Below are 18,016 nucleotides of genomic sequence, written 5' to 3'. Positions count from 1 at the left end.
TATCGCTTCCAGGGAAATGACAGAGGCTCCAGACCCATGCCAACCAATGCCGTAGCCAAGCCCCCCGAGCGCCCCCTCAGCCTGTACTCCCTGGTTGCCGAGCTGCATGCGGCGGGCAAGTTGACGGATGCGGACCGCTCGCGACTGATCAACGCCAGTATCGGCGGTGTGCATCCGCTGGTGTTTTTGGCGGAACAGAAACTGCAGGATCCCTCCCGCCCTGGCGAACGGCACGAGATGGACACGTTGCTGCGCTGGCTGGGCCAGGCCAGCGGGCAGGCGCTGTACGATATCGATCCACTGAAGATCAATGTGGGCAACGTCGCCGAGGTGATGTCGCGTGCATTTGCCCAGCGCCACCGTATCCTCGCGGTAGAAGTACATCGGGACGAGGTGGTTATCGCCAGTGCAGAGCCGTGGATTCATGCCTGGGAGCGCAATCTGGAACACGTATTGCGCAAGCGTATCCGCCGGGTCCTGGCTGATCCACGAGACATCATCCGTCACACAGCTGAGTTTTATAGTATGGCGGGATCGGTGCGTGGCGCCCGTGGCGTCAACCCGACCGCCGGCGCCGCGCCCGGAGTCGCCAATCTCGAGCAGATGCTGGAGCTTGGCTCAATGCAGGAGCCGGACGCAAACGACCAGCACATTGTCAATATTGTCGACTGGCTGCTGCAATACGCCTTCGAGCAGCGCGCATCGGATATTCATATCGAGCCGCGTCGCGATGTGGGCAAGGTGCGCTTCCGCATCGATGGCGTGCTGCACGGCGTCTACGAGTTGCCACAACATGTCTGCGCCGCGGTGACCAGCCGCATTAAAATCCTCGGGCGTATGGATGTTGCGGAGAAGCGTCGGCCGCAGGACGGCCGTCTCAAGACCCGTTCGCCCCAGGGCAGCGAGGTGGAACTGCGCCTCTCTACCCTGCCGACCGCTTTTGGCGAAAAGCTGGTGATGCGTATTTTTGACCCGGACCTGCTGCAAAAGAGTTTTATCGAGCTGGGCCTGGAGAACGACGACCTGCAGCGCTGGACCGCCATGACCGCTGCCGGTAACGGCATCGTGCTGGTGACCGGGCCGACCGGTTCCGGCAAGACCACCACGCTGTACTCCACCTTGCGCCGGCTGGCGACGGCGGAAGTTAATGTCTGCACTATTGAAGACCCGATCGAAATGGTTGAGGACAGCTTTAACCAGATGCAGGTGAACCAGGGTATAAAGCTGGATTTTTCCGCCGGTGTACGGGCGCTGATGCGACAGGACCCCGACATCATCATGGTGGGGGAGATCCGCGATCTGGAAACGGCCAACATGGCGGTACAGGCGGCACTGACCGGGCACCTGGTGCTCTCCACCCTGCACACCAACGATTCGCCGGGCTCCATTGCCCGACTGCAGGAGCTGGGCATGCCCGCCTACCTGATCAAGGCCACCTTGCGGGGCATCATGTCCCAGCGCCTCGTGCGGATACTGTGCGCTGCCTGCAAGGCCCACGAGCCGGTTGACGAAGGCGCCTGGCGCCAGCTGGTGCAGCCCTTTGACCTGCCGCCGCCCGCGACTGTCGCCCGGCCGGTGGGCTGCAAGCTCTGTCGTGATACGGGCTATATTGGTCGCCAGGGTATTTACGAGGTGTTGGTTAACAGTCCCGAGGTACAGGCCTGTATTACCCCGCAGATGGAGGCTGCGCGGATCCGCGAGGTCGCCATGGCCGAGGGTATGCGAACCCTGCGCTTAAGCGGGGCCGCCCGGGTGGCTGCGGGCCAGACCACCATAGAAGAAGTGATGCGTGTGGCGCCCCTTTTTGACGCCTGACCTCCCGAACAGCCTGTGTGGTGAGTATGATATCAACAAATAATTTACCAGCTGAACTTGTGGCAACGGCCGCCACAGCGTGGCAACACATAGCCGAACATTCCGATACGGCGGCGATCGCCGCCCTTGAGCAAAGTCTTGCGGCGCACCCCGATAGTGCGGCCTCTCTGCCCGGAATGCTGGCCTGCAGCCCCTTTGTGGCCGGTTTGCTGCGGCGTCAGCCGGGCCTGCTAACCGGCCTCCTGGCGGGCGGCCTGCTGCAGCGCAGTCTCGAAGACGGCGAGCTGATGGAAGAACTCGAACAGCTCCTGGCGGCGCCGGGTGCCGAGCTGGGCCCGGTTTTGCGACGCTTTCGCCAGCGCCACATGTTGCGCATTGTCTGGCGCGATTTCAGTCGTATGGCCGATACACTGGAAACCGTGCGCGATACTTCCTGGCTTGCGGAAACCTGTATCGGCTTGACCCAGAGCTATCTTCACAACCAGCTGGAGACGCGGTTCGGTGTGCCCAAAGGGCGTTTCAGCGGCGAACCGCAGCAGTTGATTGTGATTGCGATGGGCAAGCTGGGTGCACGTGAGCTGAATGTTTCCTCGGATATCGACCTGATCTTCGCGTTCCCTGAGTCCGGCGACACCGACAGTACCCGGCGCAGTATCAGCAATACCGAGTTTTTCACCAAGCTCGGCCAGGGCCTGATAACCGCCCTGGACCAGATTACTGCGGAAGGCTTTGTCTTCAGGGTTGATATGCGTTTGCGTCCCTACGGTGAAAGCGGTGCCCTGGCCACGAATTTTGCGGCATTTGAGGAGTACTACCAGGACCAGGGTCGCGATTGGGAGCGCTATGCGATGGTCAAGGCGCGGCCGATAACCGGGGATCCGCAGCGCGGTGCCGAGTTGATGGCTACCCTGCGTCCTTTTGTCTATCGCCGTTACGTGGATTTCGGAGTGATCGAGAGCCTGCGCGGTATGAAGCAGATGATCAACGCCGAAGTGCGTCGCCGGGGCCTGCAGGCAGACGTCAAACTGGGCCATGGCGGTATTCGTGAAATAGAATTCATCGCCCAGTGCTTCCAGCTGATCCGCGGCGGTCGCGACCTCGGGTTGCAACAGCGGGAATTATTGCGGGTGCTCGAGGAATGCTCGAAACTCGGGTGTCTGCCGCCGGAGTCCGTGGCGGAGCTGCGCAGTGCCTATCTGTTCCTGCGCGACAGTGAGCACGCAATCCAGGGTTACCTCGATCAACAGACCCAGGCCTTGCCGGCAGAACCGCTGCAGCAGTCTGCGATGGCGACGGTGATGGGTTATGACACCTGGGACGGTTATCTCGCTGCGCTGGATGAACACCGTAACCGTGTGGCCGGCCATTTTCGCGACCTGATTGCAGAGCCGGAATCCGACCGGGAAGAGCCCGTGGAAGAGCTGCCGCTGTGGGACGAAGACCTCGACGCAGCCACCCTGGCGGGCCTGGGATATGAGCAGCCGGAACAGAGCCTGGAGCAGCTGCAGGTGCTGCAGCACAGCAGCCGGGTGGCAACATTGCAGGTCGAGGGCCGCGAGCGCTTGCAGCAGTTCATGCCGCGGTTGTTGCTGGCCTGCGCCGAGGCGGAGCAACCGGATCGTGCGCTGCAACGCATTCTGCCATTGGTGACCGCTGTGCTGCGGCGCAGTGCCTACCTGGCACTGCTACTCGAAAATCCACCCGCCCTGGGCGACCTGGTGCTGTTGTGCGAGGCCAGCCCCTGGATCGCCCAACAGCTGGAGCGCCAGCCGGTATTGCTCGATGAGCTGCTCGACCGGGGCAGTCTCTATACGGCGGCTGACCGGGCCCTGCTGGCCGCCGAGTTGCAACAACAAGTGGCGCGCCTGCAGCCGGGTGATCTCGAGGCGCAGATGGACGCCCTGCGCTATTTCAAGGCCTCTCATGTGTTGCGGGTTGCGGCCAGTGAGCTGGTGGGACGCCTGCCGCTGATGCAGGTCAGTGACAAGCTGACCTGGATTGCCGAGGTCATTCTGGAGCACGTGATTGCGGTGGCCTGGGCAGACCTCACCGCTCGCTTCGGCCAACCCCAACGGGACAGTGACGGCTATGGATTTGCCATTTTCGGCTACGGCAAGCTGGGCGGTATCGAGCTCAGTTATAGCTCCGACCTGGACCTGGTATTCATTTTCGACGCCGACGCGCAGGGCGTGACCGATGGCGAGCGCAGTATCGATAATGTCAAATTCTATACCCGCCTCGGGCAGCGCATCATCCATATTCTGGAAACACGAATGACCATGGGCCAGCTCTACCAGGTTGATATGCGTCTGCGGCCTTCGGGTAACTCAGGTATGCTGGTCAGCAGTCTGCGCGGATTCCGCAGTTACCAGCAGGACACCGCCTGGACCTGGGAGCATCAGGCGCTGGTGCGTGCGCGACTGGTGGCGGGGGACCCGATAGTGGGCCAGGGTGTGGATGATGTGCGCCGCGAGATTCTGTGCCAGCCGCGCGATGCAACCGCATTGGCCGAGGAAGTTGTATCCATGCGCGAGCGCATGCGCAGCAAGTTGTCGCCGGCTGCACACACTGTGGAATTTGACCTCAAACAGAGTGTGGGTGGTATCGTTGATATCGAATTTATGGTGCAATATGCGGTCTTGGCGTGGTCCAGCCGCGTGCCGGACCTGGCGCGGTGGTCAGATAACATCCGCATTCTCGAAACCCTGGCCCGGGAAGGTTTGTTCGAGCAGCGCGAGAGTGAAGCGCTGATCGATGCCTACCTGGCATTCCGGTCCGCCGCTCATCAACTTGCCCTGCAGCAGCAGCCGGGAGTAGTGCCTGGCGAACGCTACCGTGAGTTGCGGGAAAATGTAGAAGCCATATGGAAGCGCCTGTTCCGGGCGCAGGTTGAATAATCAGAACGGCAGGACTGGAGATGAGTGCAGCGATGAATTTTGCGGATCGAGACGGCGTAATCTGGATGGATGGAGAACTGGTACCCTGGCGCGATGCCAAGGTGCATGTCCTGACCCACACCCTGCACTATGGCCTCGGTGTTTTTGAGGGCGTGCGTGCCTATCATACCAAGGACCGTGGCACCTGCATTTTCCGTCTCAAAGAACACACAGATCGGCTGTTTCGCTCCGCGCATATCCTTGGCATGGATATGCCCTTTGACAAGGCTACCCTGAATGAAGCCCAGCGCACCGTAGTGCGGGAGAATGGTCTTGAGGAAGGTTATCTGCGGCCGATGTGCTTCCTCGGTTCCGAGGGCATGGGCCTGCGCGCGGACAGCCTGCGCACCCACGTCATGGTGGCGGCCTGGGAATGGCCCTCTTACATGGATCCCGAGGCCCGCGACCGCGGTATCAAGGTACGCACTTCCTCATTCACCCGGCATCACGTGAATATCACCATGTGCAAGGCCAAGGCCAACGGCAACTATATCAACTCAATGCTGGCCCTGCGCGAGGCGCTTGACAGCGGTGCCGAAGAAGCACTGATGCTGGATAACGAGGGTTATGTTGCCGAGGGCAGCGGCGAGAACGTGTTTATCGTGCGCGAAAACCGGATTTTCACCCCGGACCTGACCTCCTGCCTGGACGGGATCACTCGCAACACGGTGTTCGCCCTGGCGTCCGAACTGGGCTACGAGATACACGAAAAGCGGATTACCCGGGATGAAGTCTATATCGCCGATGAAGCCTTTTTCACCGGCACGGCCGCCGAAGTCGTGCCTATCCGCATGCTGGATGGTCGCAAGATCGGTACCGGTTCTCGCGGGCCCCTGACCCAAAAGCTGCAGGCCATGTACTTTGATTCGGTACGCGGCAACCGTTCGCAACACGCCGAGTGGCTGACGCCGGTCGCCTGAGGGCTACCCGCGCAGCTCTCAGATGAAGGCGCCAGCCGTGAGCGATAGTGACAAGCCAGTCGTCAGCGATAGCGACAAGAACGTGCCGCAGGCACGGGAAGCCACCTTGCCCAATGGTGTGTTCTATCGTCACTGGCCGGCTGTCGGAGAGCCACGGGCGGTATTGTTGCTTGCCCACGGCCTGGGGGAGCATAGTGGCCGCTACCAGGCGTTTGCAGAATACGTTTGCGCCCGCGGTTATGCACTGGTGGCCCCCGACCATGTCGGCCACGGTCGCTCGCCGGGGCACCGCGCCCATATTGCCGGGTTCAGCGATTTTCTGGGGCCTCTGCTGCAACTGCGTGCCACGATTGCCGGCTGGTATCCGGGCCGACCCTGTTTTCTGGTCGGCCACAGCCTGGGCGGATTGATTGCGGCACGCCTGCTGCTGCAGGTCCAGGGCCAGTTTGCGGGCGCGGTGTTGTCCGCCGCGGCATTGCAGGTGCCCGAGCCCCCCGCGCCGGCGTTGCTGTGGCTGAACCGGTTGCTGTCGCGGCTGTGGCCTACCCTGGGACTGTTGCAGCTGGATGCCAGCCAGGTCAGCCGTGACCGGAGTGTGGTGTCGGCCTATGAAGCCGACCCTCTTGTGCATCACGGCAAGGTCAGTGCCCGACTGGTGGCGGAAATGTTTGCGGCGATGGCGCAGGTTAACCAGCGCTGTGGTGAACTGACACTGCCGCTGCTGTTGATGCATGGCGAGAGCGATGTGATGACCGCCCCTGCTGGTTCATCCGCCCTGTGTGCGGAGGTGGCCTCAACAGACAAGACCCTGCATCTTTATCCCGGCCTGTACCATGAGATTTTCAATGAACCCGAGCGCGAGCAGGTGCTTGGGGACCTGTGCACCTGGTTGCAGGCGCGCTGCTAAGAGTGCCGGGGTCAGGTCTCGCATTGTAGCATTTTGCAAACTGCTACAATGCGAGACCTGACCCCGAGGATGCTTCATGTTGTTATCAATGAGTCTCAGCATCGCCCTGATAGGCCTGGTTTCTTTTGGCTGCCAATGGTTGGCCTGGCGTGTAAAGTTGCCGGCGATTTTGTTTTTGCTCGCCGCCGGCATTGTGCTTGGACCGCTCACTTCGATACTCGACCCCGACCAGCTGTTCGGTGATCTGCTGTTTCCACTGATCAGCCTGTCAGTGGCGATCATACTTTTCGAGGGCAGCCTCACTCTTGATGTAAGCGAAATACGGTCACAGAAGGCTGTGGTACAGCGTCTCATTACCCTGGGAGCGGCGGTGACCTGGCTGGTCGTTGCGACCGCGACGCATTACCTGGTTGGCGTGGGATGGGAGTTGAGTGTCCTGTTCGGTGCACTGGCGATAGTAACCGGTCCCACCGTTATCGTACCGATGCTGCGTACCGTAAGACCAAACCGCAATATCTCCAACATCCTGCGCTGGGAGGGCATCCTGATCGACCCGATCGGTGCTTTGCTGGTGGTCGTGGTGTATGAGTTTGTGGTCGCACAGACCCAGAGCGCGGGGGTACTTCATGGCCTGCTTGCCTTTCTCGAGATTATTGCCGTAGGCAGTGTCCTGGGTATTGCCGGCGGCTGGTTTCTCGGTTTCGTATTCAAGCGTGGTTGGGTACCGCACTACCTGCAGAATCTGGCCACGCTCTCGGTAGTATTTGCTGCCTTCAGTGTTTCTGATCACCTCGCCCATGAGTCAGGCTTGCTGGCCGTGACGCTAATGGGTATGTGGTTGGCGAACAAGAAAGATTTGCATATCAACGAGATCCTCAACTTCAAGGAAAACCTCAGTGTTGTGCTGATCTCCGGTTTATTTATTCTGCTGGCGGCACGATTGACCGTTGATAACATCCTTGCGTTGGGCTGGACACCTCTGCTGTTGCTGCTGGTCATGCAGCTGGTCGCACGACCGGCATCAATCTGGTTGTCGTCAATCGGTTCGAGCCTCACCTGGCAGGAAAAGTCATTATTGTCCTGGATAGCGCCCCGGGGCATCGTTGCCGCAGCGGTGTCGGCATTATTTGCCATCCGTCTGGAAGAAGCCGGGCATGTTGAAGCCGCAATCCTGGTGCCGCTGACATTCTCGATCATCATTGGCACGGTGGTGCTACAAAGTGCCACCTCTCGTGGCCTCGCCCGACTGTTGCGGGTTGCCGAGCCTGCTGCCAGCGGTTTTCTGGTGGTGGGCGCGAATCCCGTGGCGCGGGCGATCGGCGTAGCGCTACAAAAAAGCGGTGTGCGCGTTCTGCTTACCGATACCCAGTGGGAATACATTCGTGCTGCACGCATGGAGGGGCTGGAAACGTTTTATGGCAACGCCGTTTCCGCCTATGCCGACCAGCATCTCGACCTGGTGGGCATAGGCCGACTGCTGGCGCTGTCGCCGAGTCTCGGGATCAACGTGGTGGCTAGCATGCGCTACAGCAGCGAGTTTGGCACCAACAAGGTCTATACCTTGCTGGCGACGACTGAAACCGACATAGCGGAAAAGCACAAACTGGGCACGGAGCATCGCGGTTACATTCTGTTCGACAAAGATATGAGCTACGTCAAATTCGCCAGCTTGCTCAGCCACGGCTGGGAGATCCGTAGCACCAAATTGACCGAGGAGTTCGATTTCACCAGCCTTCTGCAATTACATGAAGGCAGGGTCATACCGCTATTCGCCATTTCACCCAAAGACCGGCTGGAAGTCTTTGTCGATGAAGGCATGCTGGAGCCGGGGCCGGGCTGGCAAGTGCTGAGTCTTACCCCACCAAAGACCGAGGAAGCCCGGCTCATGACCGAGAAAAAACTCGACAACAAACAAGAGGACAAGAAAATACCGTGATCATATAGCTGGGGTCATGTAACGGGGGTCAGGTTTCGCATTGTAGCATTTGGCAAAATGCTACAATGCGAGACCTGACCCCGACGCCCTTATTCTTTACTGGCTATCCACATATCGATTTTTTCATTAAGCACTGTCATTGGCACAGCGCCACCCAATAGCACCACGTCGTGGAACTCCCTGATATCGAAGTCCTCGCCTAACGCTGCTTTTGCTTTGTTACGCTGGTTCACGATATTAAGCATACCGAGCTTATAGCCCAGGGCCTGCCCCGGCCAGGCCATGTAGCGCTCGATTTCTGCAACCACATCCGATTGTGCCGTACCGGTTGTTTCAGCCATATAGGCAATCGCCTGTTCGCGGGTCCACTTCTTATGATGCAGGCCGGTATCAACCACCAGGCGAACTGCCCGGAATAGCTCTGCTTTCAAGCGTCCCAGATCTCCATAAGGGTCATTTTCATACATGCCCATTTCCCAGGCGACCAGTTCTGAATATAAAGCCCAGCCCTCAACATAGGCGTTGTAGGGCGCAATGCGGCGCAGCATGGGCAGGCTTTCCTGGGCCAGGTTCAAGGCAATTTGCCAATGGTGACCAGGGTTGGCTTCATGATAGGTCAGTGTTTTCAGGCCAAACCTGGGGTTTGCTTTCATATCGCGCAGGTTGATCCAGTAAATGCCCGGCTCGGAGCCATCCAGTGGTGGAGCTGTGTACTGGCCACCTGGCGCGCCTTCCTGGCGTTCAACAGGGATGCGGCGAATTTCAACATCGTAAGGTGGAATGGTCGCGAATCGGGTTGGCATCACCTCGTTGATTTCCGCCAACATGTCATTCAGGTCATTCAGTAATGCCTGCCGACCTTCATCTGAATCTTCGTAAATGAACCGGTCTTCCTCATTCAGGGCTGCCATACGCTTGCCGACTGAGCCTTCGTCATGGCCTTCGGATTTGAGGATGACATCCATTTCCGCCGTAATACGCTCTACTTCATCGAGACCGATCTGGTGTACTTGCTCCGGTGTTAAGTCCGTATCACCCAGTTCGCTGACCGCGTAGCGATAAAATTCCTCGCCCCCCGGTTGTGCCCAGATGCCTGATTCTTGAGGTGCCTTTTGCTCCAGTTCCCGCATCACCTTTGCCAGGTTTTCATAGGCAGGATAAACGGTATTTTTGACGAGGTTTACCGCCTCAACCATCATTGCGTTTTTCTTATCCTCGGCAAGATCCAGCGCGTCCAGCCTGGTTTGTAGCCTGTCAACCAACACATGTTGCTCTGGTTCGGCGGCAATAAAGCCGGTGAGGAAAGACACGGCGCCCTTGATGATAACCTTGGGTGGAACCCAGCCTTTTTCGGCGTCGGCCCGTACTTTGCTGATCACGCTTTCAATCATGTCATCAAACAGTGCCAGTCTCGCGATATAGTCCCTGGCATTCTGTTCGCTCTTAACCGGGTGGTTATTCTGCAGGACATTGGGCACATCAATAGCGGGGCCATTGATCTGGCTGACGATGAACGGGGAGTGCCCCATCCAGCTATCAATAAAGCCGATATCAAATTCCCGACTACCTGAATAATAATCGGCCAGGTCAATCACGACCCTGCGATTCTCCTCGTCCTGGATCGCATCCGGCGAGATCATTGCCAGCTGCTCAGCATATTGTCGCAAGCTCTCGCGAAAGGCTTTTTCAGCCGCGGGAGAAAAATCCGGCAGCTTGTCCTGATAGTAGCCGCCAGCCGTCTCCTCGCTGACACCATACTTGGTGGCGTGCATCGGGCGAGCTGAAAACAGGCTTGCAGTTATTTTTTCGAACAGGATTTCCGGCTGTGCGTTACGGTGTTGCTCAACGGCGGCATTAGTGGCCGCCTGCTCTTGCTGAGTAGCCTGTTGAGTGAGTTGTTCCTGTTGCGTTTCCTCCGGCTGACAGCCCGTGCTCAATAACGCAGCGCCGAGCAAAAAGCCGGTAATGGTCTTACGGTGTGACTCTTTCTTTAAGGACATAAATCTGGCCTATGTATGATGATAGTGTGACAGCGGGGTCAGGTCTCGCATTATAGCATTTGGCGAAATGCTACAATGCGAGACCTGACCCCGTGGTTTTAATCGGCCGTCGCGGGGCCCGGTTGTTGGGCCGGTGACAACGGGAAAACCTCCGGCGCATCGGGCAGGCTTTCCAGATAGAGCGAACGGCTGGGGAAGGCGAAACCTGCACCCGCGTCCTCGACAATTTCCTTTATCTTGTAGGCAAGCCGCTCCTTGATTTCCAGCCAGTCACCCCAGACGGTCGTGTTCGTAAAACAGTACAGCATGATGTCGATGGAGCTGTTGTTGAATGAGTCGATGCGTACAAAAGTCGGTACCTCAGTGGGCTGGGCGAATTCGTCATTATCGAGAATGTAGTTCTCTATGCCATCGCGGATCTGCTTCAGCTGTTCCAGGGTAGTGCGGTATTCAACACCCAGCATCCAGCTGATACGACGGTGGCTCATGCGGGAAAAGTTGATGACCGCGTTGTCTGCCAAACGAGAATTGGGCACATAAACGGGGGCGCGATCGAAGCGGCGCACGGTGGTGGTGCGAAATCCTATCTCCATCGCAATACCTTCAACCACGCCATCGACGCTTACCCAGTCGCCAACCTGAAAGCGGCGTTCGCCGATAACAAAGAGACCCGCGATGAGGTTCTTGAACAAATCCTGGGCGCCCAGGGCAACGGCCACGCCGAACAGCCCGAGACCGGCGATGATGGGCCCGACCGCAATGCCCCAGAGTTCCAGTATCGTCGCCGCGCCCACCAGGATGAGCAGTATCCGGCCAATCTTGACCATCCAGTCAACCATGGGCTGGGTGAGGAATCCGCGGGAGCGCTGTAGTAACGCGCCGACTGGCCCGGTCAGCTGGTGAAATGTCCAGAACAGCGTAAATACGACCAGTGATCGGTTGATGTTGTAGAGGAAGTCTGCGACCTGTTCGTCTACCTTGAGTACGCTGGTGGCGAAGAAAATGCCCAGCAGTACCGGCAGGAAACGCAGTGGCCCGCGTACGGCATCAAGCAGGGCGTTATCCAGTTCCGTATGGGTCCTGTTCGCCGCGCGCTGCAGCGCGCCCATCGCATAACGGGTGAACATGTTTCGAAATAGCAGGGCCACCAGGATAATGAACAGCGCGGCCAATACGTGCACAATATCAGCGCCGTAGACGCCGTGCTCCCATACATCGGTCACCAGTTCCCAGAAATCCCTGAATGATGCGATATCCATAAGTTCTACCCGTTATTCAACGCAAGGCATGATGAATGCACAAGGCGCTGCTGGCAATACTCCTTTATTGCCGAGCATACTCGTAATGCCCCTGCATCACCGCAATGCCGGGCTAGGCGGTGGCCGTCCCAGCCTTTATCATGTCACGCCCCTGGATCAAATCCTCGAATCGGAGTCATTGCTTGCCAAAAACCATTGTTGTTACCGGTGCCCGCGGCCAGCTGGGTCGCGAACTGCAGCGCTCAGCGCCCGCGACCGTAAACCTGGTCAGCCTGGACCGAGCGCAGCTGGATATCAGCGATGCTGCCGCGGTCGAGTCTTGCCTGGAAAACCATCGGCCGGACTGGGTGCTTAATGCGGCCGCGTACACCGCAGTGGATCGTGCGGAAAGCGATGAAGACCAGGCCACTGCAATTAACGCGACCGGGGCTGTGAACCTGGCCGCTGCCTGCGCCAGGATCGGGTGCCGAATGGTTCACGTATCCACGGATTTCGTGTTTTCCGGTGAGGCCGCGCATCCTTATACACCGTCATCGCCCACCCATCCGCTCGGCGCCTACGGCCGCAGTAAGCTGGCCGGGGAGCGTGCTGTACAGGCGGCATTGCCGGGCGCGTTTATTATGCGTACGGGCTGGGTGTACTCGCGATCCGACGCCAATTTTGTCAACACCATGCTGCGCCTGATGCGCGAACGGGACAGCCTGGCTGTAGTGTGTGACCAGGTGGGAACCCCAACCTGGGCCCGGGGCCTCGCGGAGGCGATCTGGGCGGCGGTTGAACGCCCACAGCTACAGGGGATTTACCACTGGAGTGATGCCGGGGTATGCAGCTGGTATGATTTTGCGGTCGCCATCGCCGAGGAAGGTCTGGCGGCAGGCCTGCTTTCCCGGCCCGTTGCCGTGCTACCTATTCCTGCGAGTGACTACCCAACGCCGGCACAGCGGCCTGCCTTCAGCGTGTTGGACAAGCAGCAAAGCTGGCATGACCTGGGTTTGTCCCCGGTGCATTGGCGGGTACAATTGCGCGCCATGTTACAAGACCTCAAGGACCACGGACATGACTAGATCCCTGCTGGTAACCGGCGCCGCCGGCTTTATCGGCGCCAATTTTGTGCACTACTGGCGAGCCCGGCACCCGGAAGACACGGTGGTGGCTTACGACGCACTGACCTACGCAGGTAACCGCGCTAATCTGGCCGCGCTGGAAGGTCGCCCCGGGTTTCACTTCATACACGCCGATATTTGCGATTATGCCCGGGTGCTGTCGACTCTCCGCGAACACGCCGTCGACTGTATCGTGCACTTTGCCGCAGAGAGCCATGTCGACCGCTCCATTACCGGCCCGGACGCATTTATCGATACCAATATTGTGGGTACGCACACCCTGCTCAAGGCCGCACGCGAAGTCTGGCTGGGCGGCCCCACTGTAATGCCCCACCGCTTCCATCACGTTTCGACCGACGAGGTATATGGCTCCCTGGCAGCCGATGCGCCGGGTTTCCATGAGGCACAGCAATACCAGCCCAACTCCCCCTACTCTGCCAGCAAGGCCGCATCCGACCATCTGGTGCGTGCCTATCACCATACGTATGGTCTGCAGGTGACTACCAGCAACTGCTCCAATAACTATGGTCCCTGGCATTTCCCCGAGAAGCTGATCCCCCTGTGCCTCACCAATATCCTGCGGGGTAAAGACCTGCCAGTGTATGGCAATGGCAGCAATATTCGCGATTGGCTGTATGTGGAAGACCACTGTCGCGGGATTGAGTGTGTGCTGGAGGCCGGCGTTATCGGCGAGAGCTACAATATCGGCGGCAATAACGAATGGAACAACCTGGCCATTGTCGAGCTGCTCTGTGATGAGATGGACGCCCGTTTTCGCCGGGACCCCGCGCTGGCGGAATCCTTTCCTGATGCAGCGGGTACCTCACGCGGCAGTGCCCGTGAGTTGATCCGTTTTGTAGAGGACCGTGCCGGCCACGACTGGCGGTACGCGATCGACGCCGGCCGGGTCAGCCGTGAACTGGGTTATGCCCCCCGGGAGACCTTTGAAACCGGGATTCGCCGCACCATCGACTGGTACCTGGCCAATGAAAACTGGTGGCGGCCGCTGCTGGTGGTCTGAGCTGGTCCGGTCAGATGGGGCTCTCCACCATGCCGCCGTCCACTGTCACTGTTGTCCCTGTCATGTAACCACCGGCAGTATTGCTGGCCAGCATCAGTAGCGGCACTGTCAGGTCTTCAAGTTCGCCCATGCGCCTGGCGGGAATGGTCTTGATGTAACGCTCACCGCTCTCGCTGTGGAAATACTCGCTGTTGATATCGGTGAGAAACCATCCGGGGCACAGGGCGTTAACACGAATCCGGTTACGGCACAGCTCTATGGCCATGGCTTTCGTCAGCTGGACCACACCGGTCTTGGAGACATTGTAGGCGGCCTTGAGCGCACCGGTATGCAGGCCATAGATAGATCCGATATTGACGATGCTGCCCGTCACTCCTGCTTCAGCCATTTGCCGGGCACCCGCTCGCGCCACTCTCCAGGCGCCATTGAGGTTGGTCTCAATTATCCGGTTCCAGTCCTCTTCACCGGTATCGAGAAATTTGATGGGGTCACTGGCAACTCCGGCATTGTTGATCAGGATATCGATGGCGCCATGCCGGGCCGCGATATCCGCAAATGCCTGCTGAACACTGTCCGGGCTGGTGACATCCATGGCTACCGAATCCGCTTTCCCCCCTGCTGCCTTGATGGCGGCCACTTCCTGTGCCAGTTTTTCTACCCGTCGTGCGGCGAGAATCACCGTGGCACCCTCATTCGCGAGTACATTGGCAAAGTGCACGCCCAACCCACTGGAGGCTCCCGTTACCAGCGCGATTTTTTTATTCAATTGAAAATAATTCGGAACCACAGCTCGCTCCTTTAACAATGATCTGGGTATCCGCGATATGTTAACTGCAAAATACCCGGATGGACATTCGCGAGAGAGGCGGGCGGCGATTTGCAGTATTCTGTTATTCTGCAGTTTTCAGATATTGCCCGGGGAAAAATAATGCAAGACCTGTTCGTTACGCCGGAGATGGCACTGGTTGCCCTGATCGCGGCCATCCTCGGTTTTCTTGTGACCTATGTGTTCCTGGGCAAAAAGAACGCCGCCCTGTTGCAGCAGCTGAATGTGGCCGTCACTGAGCGGCACAATGCAGAAAAAGCACGACATTCAGTTGCAGCAGAGTTGAACGTAAATATCAGGCACCAGAGCGAACTGCAGGCACGGCTGACGGAGGTATCGCGGGAGCAAAAAGCTGAATATGGCAAATGGCAGCAGGAATACCGCCTCCTGCAGGAGAAATACGCGGAGCTCGCTGCAACCTGCACGCAACTGAAAACGTCCCTGGATGAACGGGAAAAGGGCCATGCACAGCAGGTCACGCAATTCGAAGAGCAGAAAAAAGCATTGTCCGAACAGTTCAAGGTGCTGGCCAATGACATCCTTGATGCAAAAAGCAAAGTCCTGCAGGAGCACAGCAGAACCAGCCTGGCGTCGGTGATGAATCCCTTCCAGCAGTCGATGGATGGTTTCAAGAAGGAAGTTCAGGAAATTCACCACCGCGAAACCACCCAGCAGGGCGAGCTGCGCAAAGAGCTGGAAACCCTGAAAGAACTGAACCAGAAAATCACTACCGAAGCCCACGAACTGTCGACCGCACTGCGCGGGCAAAAAAAGCTTCAGGGCAATTGGGGCGAACTGGTGCTGGAAAATGTGCTTGAACGCTCGGGCCTGCAGCTGGGGCTGGACTACAAGCGCGAGGTTTCCATTACCACCGAAGAGGGTCGCCGCCGCCCGGACGTCATTGTCTACTTACCGCAGGATAAACACCTGGTAATTGATGCCAAGGTTTCACTCAATGCCTATACCCGTTACGTAAATGGCGAGGACGAGCTGTTGCGCAAACAGGCCCTGAAAGAGCATGTAAACGCTATTAGCCAGCGGATTGGTGAGCTGGCGGAAAAGGATTATTACAAGCTCCCGGGGCTTAACTCCCCGGAAATGGTGTTCATGTTCATCCCGATTGAATCGGCTTTTGTGGAGGCCCTCAAGGCCGATGAAACCCTGTTTCAGAAAGCCATTGGGAATAACGTACTGGTGGCAACCCCTACAACCCTGTTAACCAGTCTCAATATTGTTCGCCAACTGTGGCGCTATGAAGACCAGAATAAACACACTGCGGCGCTGGCCCAAAAGGCGGATGCCGTATTCAGGAAACTGAATGGCTTCCTGGAGAGTTTTGAAGGGGTAAAAAAGGGGCTCGACAAAGCCCAGGAGGCCTACGCCAGGGCCGATGGCCAGTTGGTCAGTGGCAAGGGCAACCTGGTGAAGCAGGTAGGCGAATTCAAGCAACTGGCACCCTCGATCAAAGCCGAGTTGCCCGCCTCTTTTGCCGACAGGGCGAACCTGGAAATTGATTATATCCCGGTTGCCGAGCAACTGGATGATGACCCGACGCCGTCATCGCCGGCACAGGGAGTCGTTTAACAACTACTCAAACAGTGGTATTTCTGCCCAGGCCAGCCCTTCACTGTCCTTGCTCGAAAGTCGTGGCTTTTCGGCATCAACCAGCGGCCACGCGATACCGACTGCCGGATCGTCCCAGGCCAGGCACACCTCACTGTCCGGGTGATAATAATCGGTGCACTTGTACTGGAAGTCCGCGTAATCAGACAGCACATAGAAACCGTGGGCAAAGCCCGGTGGCACCCACAGCATCCGGTGATTGGTGGCGCTGAGTTCGGTGCCCCACCACTGTCCCAGGGTGGGCGAGGATCGCCGCAAATCCACGGCAACATCAAATACCGCACCGCTGGTCACCCGTACCAGCTTGCCCTGAGGTTGCCGGGTCTGGTAGTGCAGGCCCCGGAGAATGCCCCGGGCGGAGCGGCTATGATTATCCTGCACAAAGCCGAGTTCAAAGCCGGCGCTGCGAAAGGTCTCGGCATTCCAGCTCTCGAGAAAAAAGCCGCGCTCATCGCCAAAGACGCGCGGCTCTATCAGGGTCAGGTCGGCCAGTGGCGTCGGTTCAAAGTTCATTGCTCATTATCTCCCGGCGGCTTAGTAGCTGTTGCAGGTAGAGTCCGTAACCGCTTTTTTCAAGGGGCGCGGCCAGCGCCAGCAGTTGTTCTGCATCAATATAGCCCATGCGGTAAGCCACTTCCTCGGGGCAGGCAATTTTCAGGCCCTGGCGTTCTTCTACTACCCGAATGAAGTTGGCCGCGTCCAGCAGCGAGTTATGGGTGCCGGTATCGAGCCATGCGGTGCCGCGACTCATGACTTCAACCTGTAGATCACCGCGCGCCAGGTAGGCTTTGTTGACATCGGTAATCTCCAGCTCTCCCCGGGGTGAGGGACGAATACTCCGGGCGATATCCACAACATCATTGTCATAGAAATACAGGCCGGTCACGGCATAGTGCGATTTGGGGTTGGCCGGTTTTTCTTCGATATCCAGCGCGATACCGTCGTCATTAAAGTTGACCACCCCATAACGTTCCGGGTCCTGAACGTAGTAGGCGAACACGGAAGCGCCACGGTCGCGCCGGGCGGCCTTGCGCAGGCCGGGAGTGAAGCCCCCGCCATAGAAAATGTTGTCACCCAGAACCAGGGCTACCGGATCGTTGCCGATAAATGTCTCGCCCAGCAAAAACGCCTGCGCCAGGCCGTCCGGACTGGGTTGCACCGTATAACTGATGTTAAGGCCCCAGCGTGTACCGTCGCCCAGCAGGTCGGCAAAAGCCTCCCGGTCCCGCGGGGTAGTGATCACAAGGATGTCGCGGATGCCCGCGAGCATGAGTGTGGCCAGGGGATAATAAATCATCGGCTTGTCATAAACCGGCATCAGTTGTTTACTCACGGTGCTGGTCAATGGGTGCAGGCGTGTTCCGGACCCTCCCGCAAGAATGATTCCTTTATAAGTGATCGCCATACCGTCCCCAATTCGCCTAAAAGCGGCGATTATACGCTCAATATCCTTTAATTGACGATGAAATGCCTCGATGATCGCGCTGCCGCCGGGCTGGTCTTTATGGCACGTTGACTGCTAGAATCATGCCCTGGTATGCGCGCGGTTTCTGCCTGTAACACTGGGTGCCCGGGCCCTGATTCCCGCCTTGACACTGAAAGGAACGCCGTCATCAGGCATTTTGATATAGTACCGGGTGAGCCGCCGGCCAGCGCGCTTGCCGAGGGTT

General features: G+C 58.2%; 13 protein-coding genes. 8 read left to right on the top strand and 5 right to left on the bottom strand.

Going from position 1 to position 18,016, the window contains the following annotated elements; translation table 11 throughout:
* The first annotated feature begins 36 nt into the window (after positions 1-36).
* The 5 genes from tfpB to CWI75_RS03160 all read left to right on the top strand — a co-directional run bounded on the left by tfpB (position 37) and on the right by CWI75_RS03160 (position 8,514).
* Positions 37-1,815 (top strand): type IV pilus assembly ATPase TfpB, encoded by a 1,779-nt coding sequence (tfpB, locus tag CWI75_RS03180; protein ID WP_101519990.1) that lies wholly within the window; start codon positions 37-39, stop codon positions 1,813-1,815.
* 59 nt (positions 1,816-1,874) lie between these two features.
* Positions 1,875-4,712 carry a bifunctional [glutamate--ammonia ligase]-adenylyl-L-tyrosine phosphorylase/[glutamate--ammonia-ligase] adenylyltransferase gene (gene glnE, locus CWI75_RS03175; RefSeq protein WP_241521058.1) on the top strand — a complete coding sequence of 946 codons (2,838 nt, stop codon included), beginning with the start codon at positions 1,875-1,877 and terminating at the stop codon, positions 4,710-4,712.
* Between the two features lie 32 nt (positions 4,713-4,744).
* Positions 4,745-5,671, top strand: a complete 927-nt coding sequence (locus CWI75_RS03170) for a branched-chain amino acid transaminase (RefSeq protein WP_101520114.1) — start codon at positions 4,745-4,747, stop codon at positions 5,669-5,671.
* A gap of 37 nt (positions 5,672-5,708) precedes the next feature.
* Entirely contained in the window at positions 5,709-6,578 is an 870-nt protein-coding gene (locus tag CWI75_RS03165; protein ID WP_241521057.1) for an alpha/beta hydrolase, read from the top strand.
* A gap of 76 nt (positions 6,579-6,654) precedes the next feature.
* The gene (locus tag CWI75_RS03160; RefSeq protein ID WP_101519987.1) at positions 6,655-8,514 is read left to right on the top strand and encodes a cation:proton antiporter; all 1,860 of its coding nucleotides are present in this window, start codon (positions 6,655-6,657) and stop codon (positions 8,512-8,514) included.
* A gap of 89 nt (positions 8,515-8,603) precedes the next feature.
* Here the strand turns inward: CWI75_RS03160 and CWI75_RS03155 are convergent, their stop codons facing one another.
* Both CWI75_RS03155 and CWI75_RS03150 read right to left on the bottom strand, forming a co-directional pair.
* Positions 8,604-10,514 (bottom strand): DUF885 domain-containing protein, encoded by a 1,911-nt coding sequence (locus tag CWI75_RS03155; protein ID WP_101519986.1) that lies wholly within the window; start codon positions 10,512-10,514, stop codon positions 8,604-8,606.
* A 98-nt stretch (positions 10,515-10,612) separates the two neighbouring features.
* Positions 10,613-11,773 carry a mechanosensitive ion channel family protein gene (locus CWI75_RS03150; RefSeq protein WP_101519985.1) on the bottom strand — a complete coding sequence of 387 codons (1,161 nt, stop codon included), beginning with the start codon at positions 11,771-11,773 and terminating at the stop codon, positions 10,613-10,615.
* 182 nt (positions 11,774-11,955) lie between these two features.
* Here CWI75_RS03150 and rfbD point away from each other — a divergent pair, with 182 nt between their 5' ends.
* Positions 11,956-12,837 (top strand): dTDP-4-dehydrorhamnose reductase, encoded by an 882-nt coding sequence (gene rfbD, locus CWI75_RS03145; protein ID WP_241521056.1) that lies wholly within the window; start codon positions 11,956-11,958, stop codon positions 12,835-12,837.
* Positions 12,830-13,897, top strand: coding sequence for a dTDP-glucose 4,6-dehydratase (gene rfbB / locus CWI75_RS03140; protein ID WP_101519984.1), 1,068 nt, complete (start codon positions 12,830-12,832; stop codon positions 13,895-13,897). Before rfbD ends, rfbB begins: the two co-directional genes overlap by 8 nt.
* Before the next feature lie 10 nt (positions 13,898-13,907).
* On the opposite strand, the gene CWI75_RS03135 is transcribed toward rfbB, so the two are convergent.
* Positions 13,908-14,684, bottom strand: a complete 777-nt coding sequence (locus CWI75_RS03135) for an SDR family NAD(P)-dependent oxidoreductase (protein ID WP_101519983.1) — start codon at positions 14,682-14,684, stop codon at positions 13,908-13,910.
* A gap of 141 nt (positions 14,685-14,825) precedes the next feature.
* Between CWI75_RS03135 and CWI75_RS03130 the strand changes: the two genes are divergently transcribed.
* Entirely contained in the window at positions 14,826-16,307 is a 1,482-nt protein-coding gene (locus tag CWI75_RS03130; protein ID WP_101519982.1) for a DNA recombination protein RmuC, read from the top strand.
* A gap of 3 nt (positions 16,308-16,310) precedes the next feature.
* Here the strand turns inward: CWI75_RS03130 and rfbC are convergent, their stop codons facing one another.
* Positions 16,311-16,859, bottom strand: a complete 549-nt coding sequence (gene rfbC, locus CWI75_RS03125) for a dTDP-4-dehydrorhamnose 3,5-epimerase (protein ID WP_101519981.1) — start codon at positions 16,857-16,859, stop codon at positions 16,311-16,313.
* A complete protein-coding gene (gene rfbA, locus CWI75_RS03120; protein ID WP_101519980.1) occupies positions 16,849-17,751 on the bottom strand; it encodes a glucose-1-phosphate thymidylyltransferase RfbA in 903 nt (300 codons plus the stop codon). Before rfbA ends, rfbC begins: the two co-directional genes overlap by 11 nt.
* Positions 17,752-18,016 lie beyond the last annotated feature (265 nt).

The organism is Kineobactrum sediminis (assembly GCF_002868715.1).
GTDB lineage: Bacteria > Pseudomonadota > Gammaproteobacteria > Pseudomonadales > Halieaceae > Kineobactrum > Kineobactrum sediminis.
This window is presented reverse-complemented; position numbering and strand designations above follow the sequence as displayed.

Coding starts and splice junctions, on each gene's coding strand:
- tfpB (WP_101519990.1), top strand. CDS start 37: ATGCCAACCAATGCCGTAGCCAAGCCCCCCGAGCGCCCCCTCAGCCTG.
- CWI75_RS03170 (WP_101520114.1), top strand. CDS start 4,745: ATGAATTTTGCGGATCGAGACGGCGTAATCTGGATGGATGGAGAACTG.
- CWI75_RS03160 (WP_101519987.1), top strand. CDS start 6,655: ATGTTGTTATCAATGAGTCTCAGCATCGCCCTGATAGGCCTGGTTTCT.
- CWI75_RS03155 (WP_101519986.1), bottom strand. CDS start 10,514: ATGTCCTTAAAGAAAGAGTCACACCGTAAGACCATTACCGGCTTTTTG.
- CWI75_RS03150 (WP_101519985.1), bottom strand. CDS start 11,773: ATGGATATCGCATCATTCAGGGATTTCTGGGAACTGGTGACCGATGTA.
- rfbB (WP_101519984.1), top strand. CDS start 12,830: ATGACTAGATCCCTGCTGGTAACCGGCGCCGCCGGCTTTATCGGCGCC.
- CWI75_RS03130 (WP_101519982.1), top strand. CDS start 14,826: ATGCAAGACCTGTTCGTTACGCCGGAGATGGCACTGGTTGCCCTGATC.
- rfbC (WP_101519981.1), bottom strand. CDS start 16,859: ATGAACTTTGAACCGACGCCACTGGCCGACCTGACCCTGATAGAGCCG.
- rfbA (WP_101519980.1), bottom strand. CDS start 17,751: ATGGCGATCACTTATAAAGGAATCATTCTTGCGGGAGGGTCCGGAACA.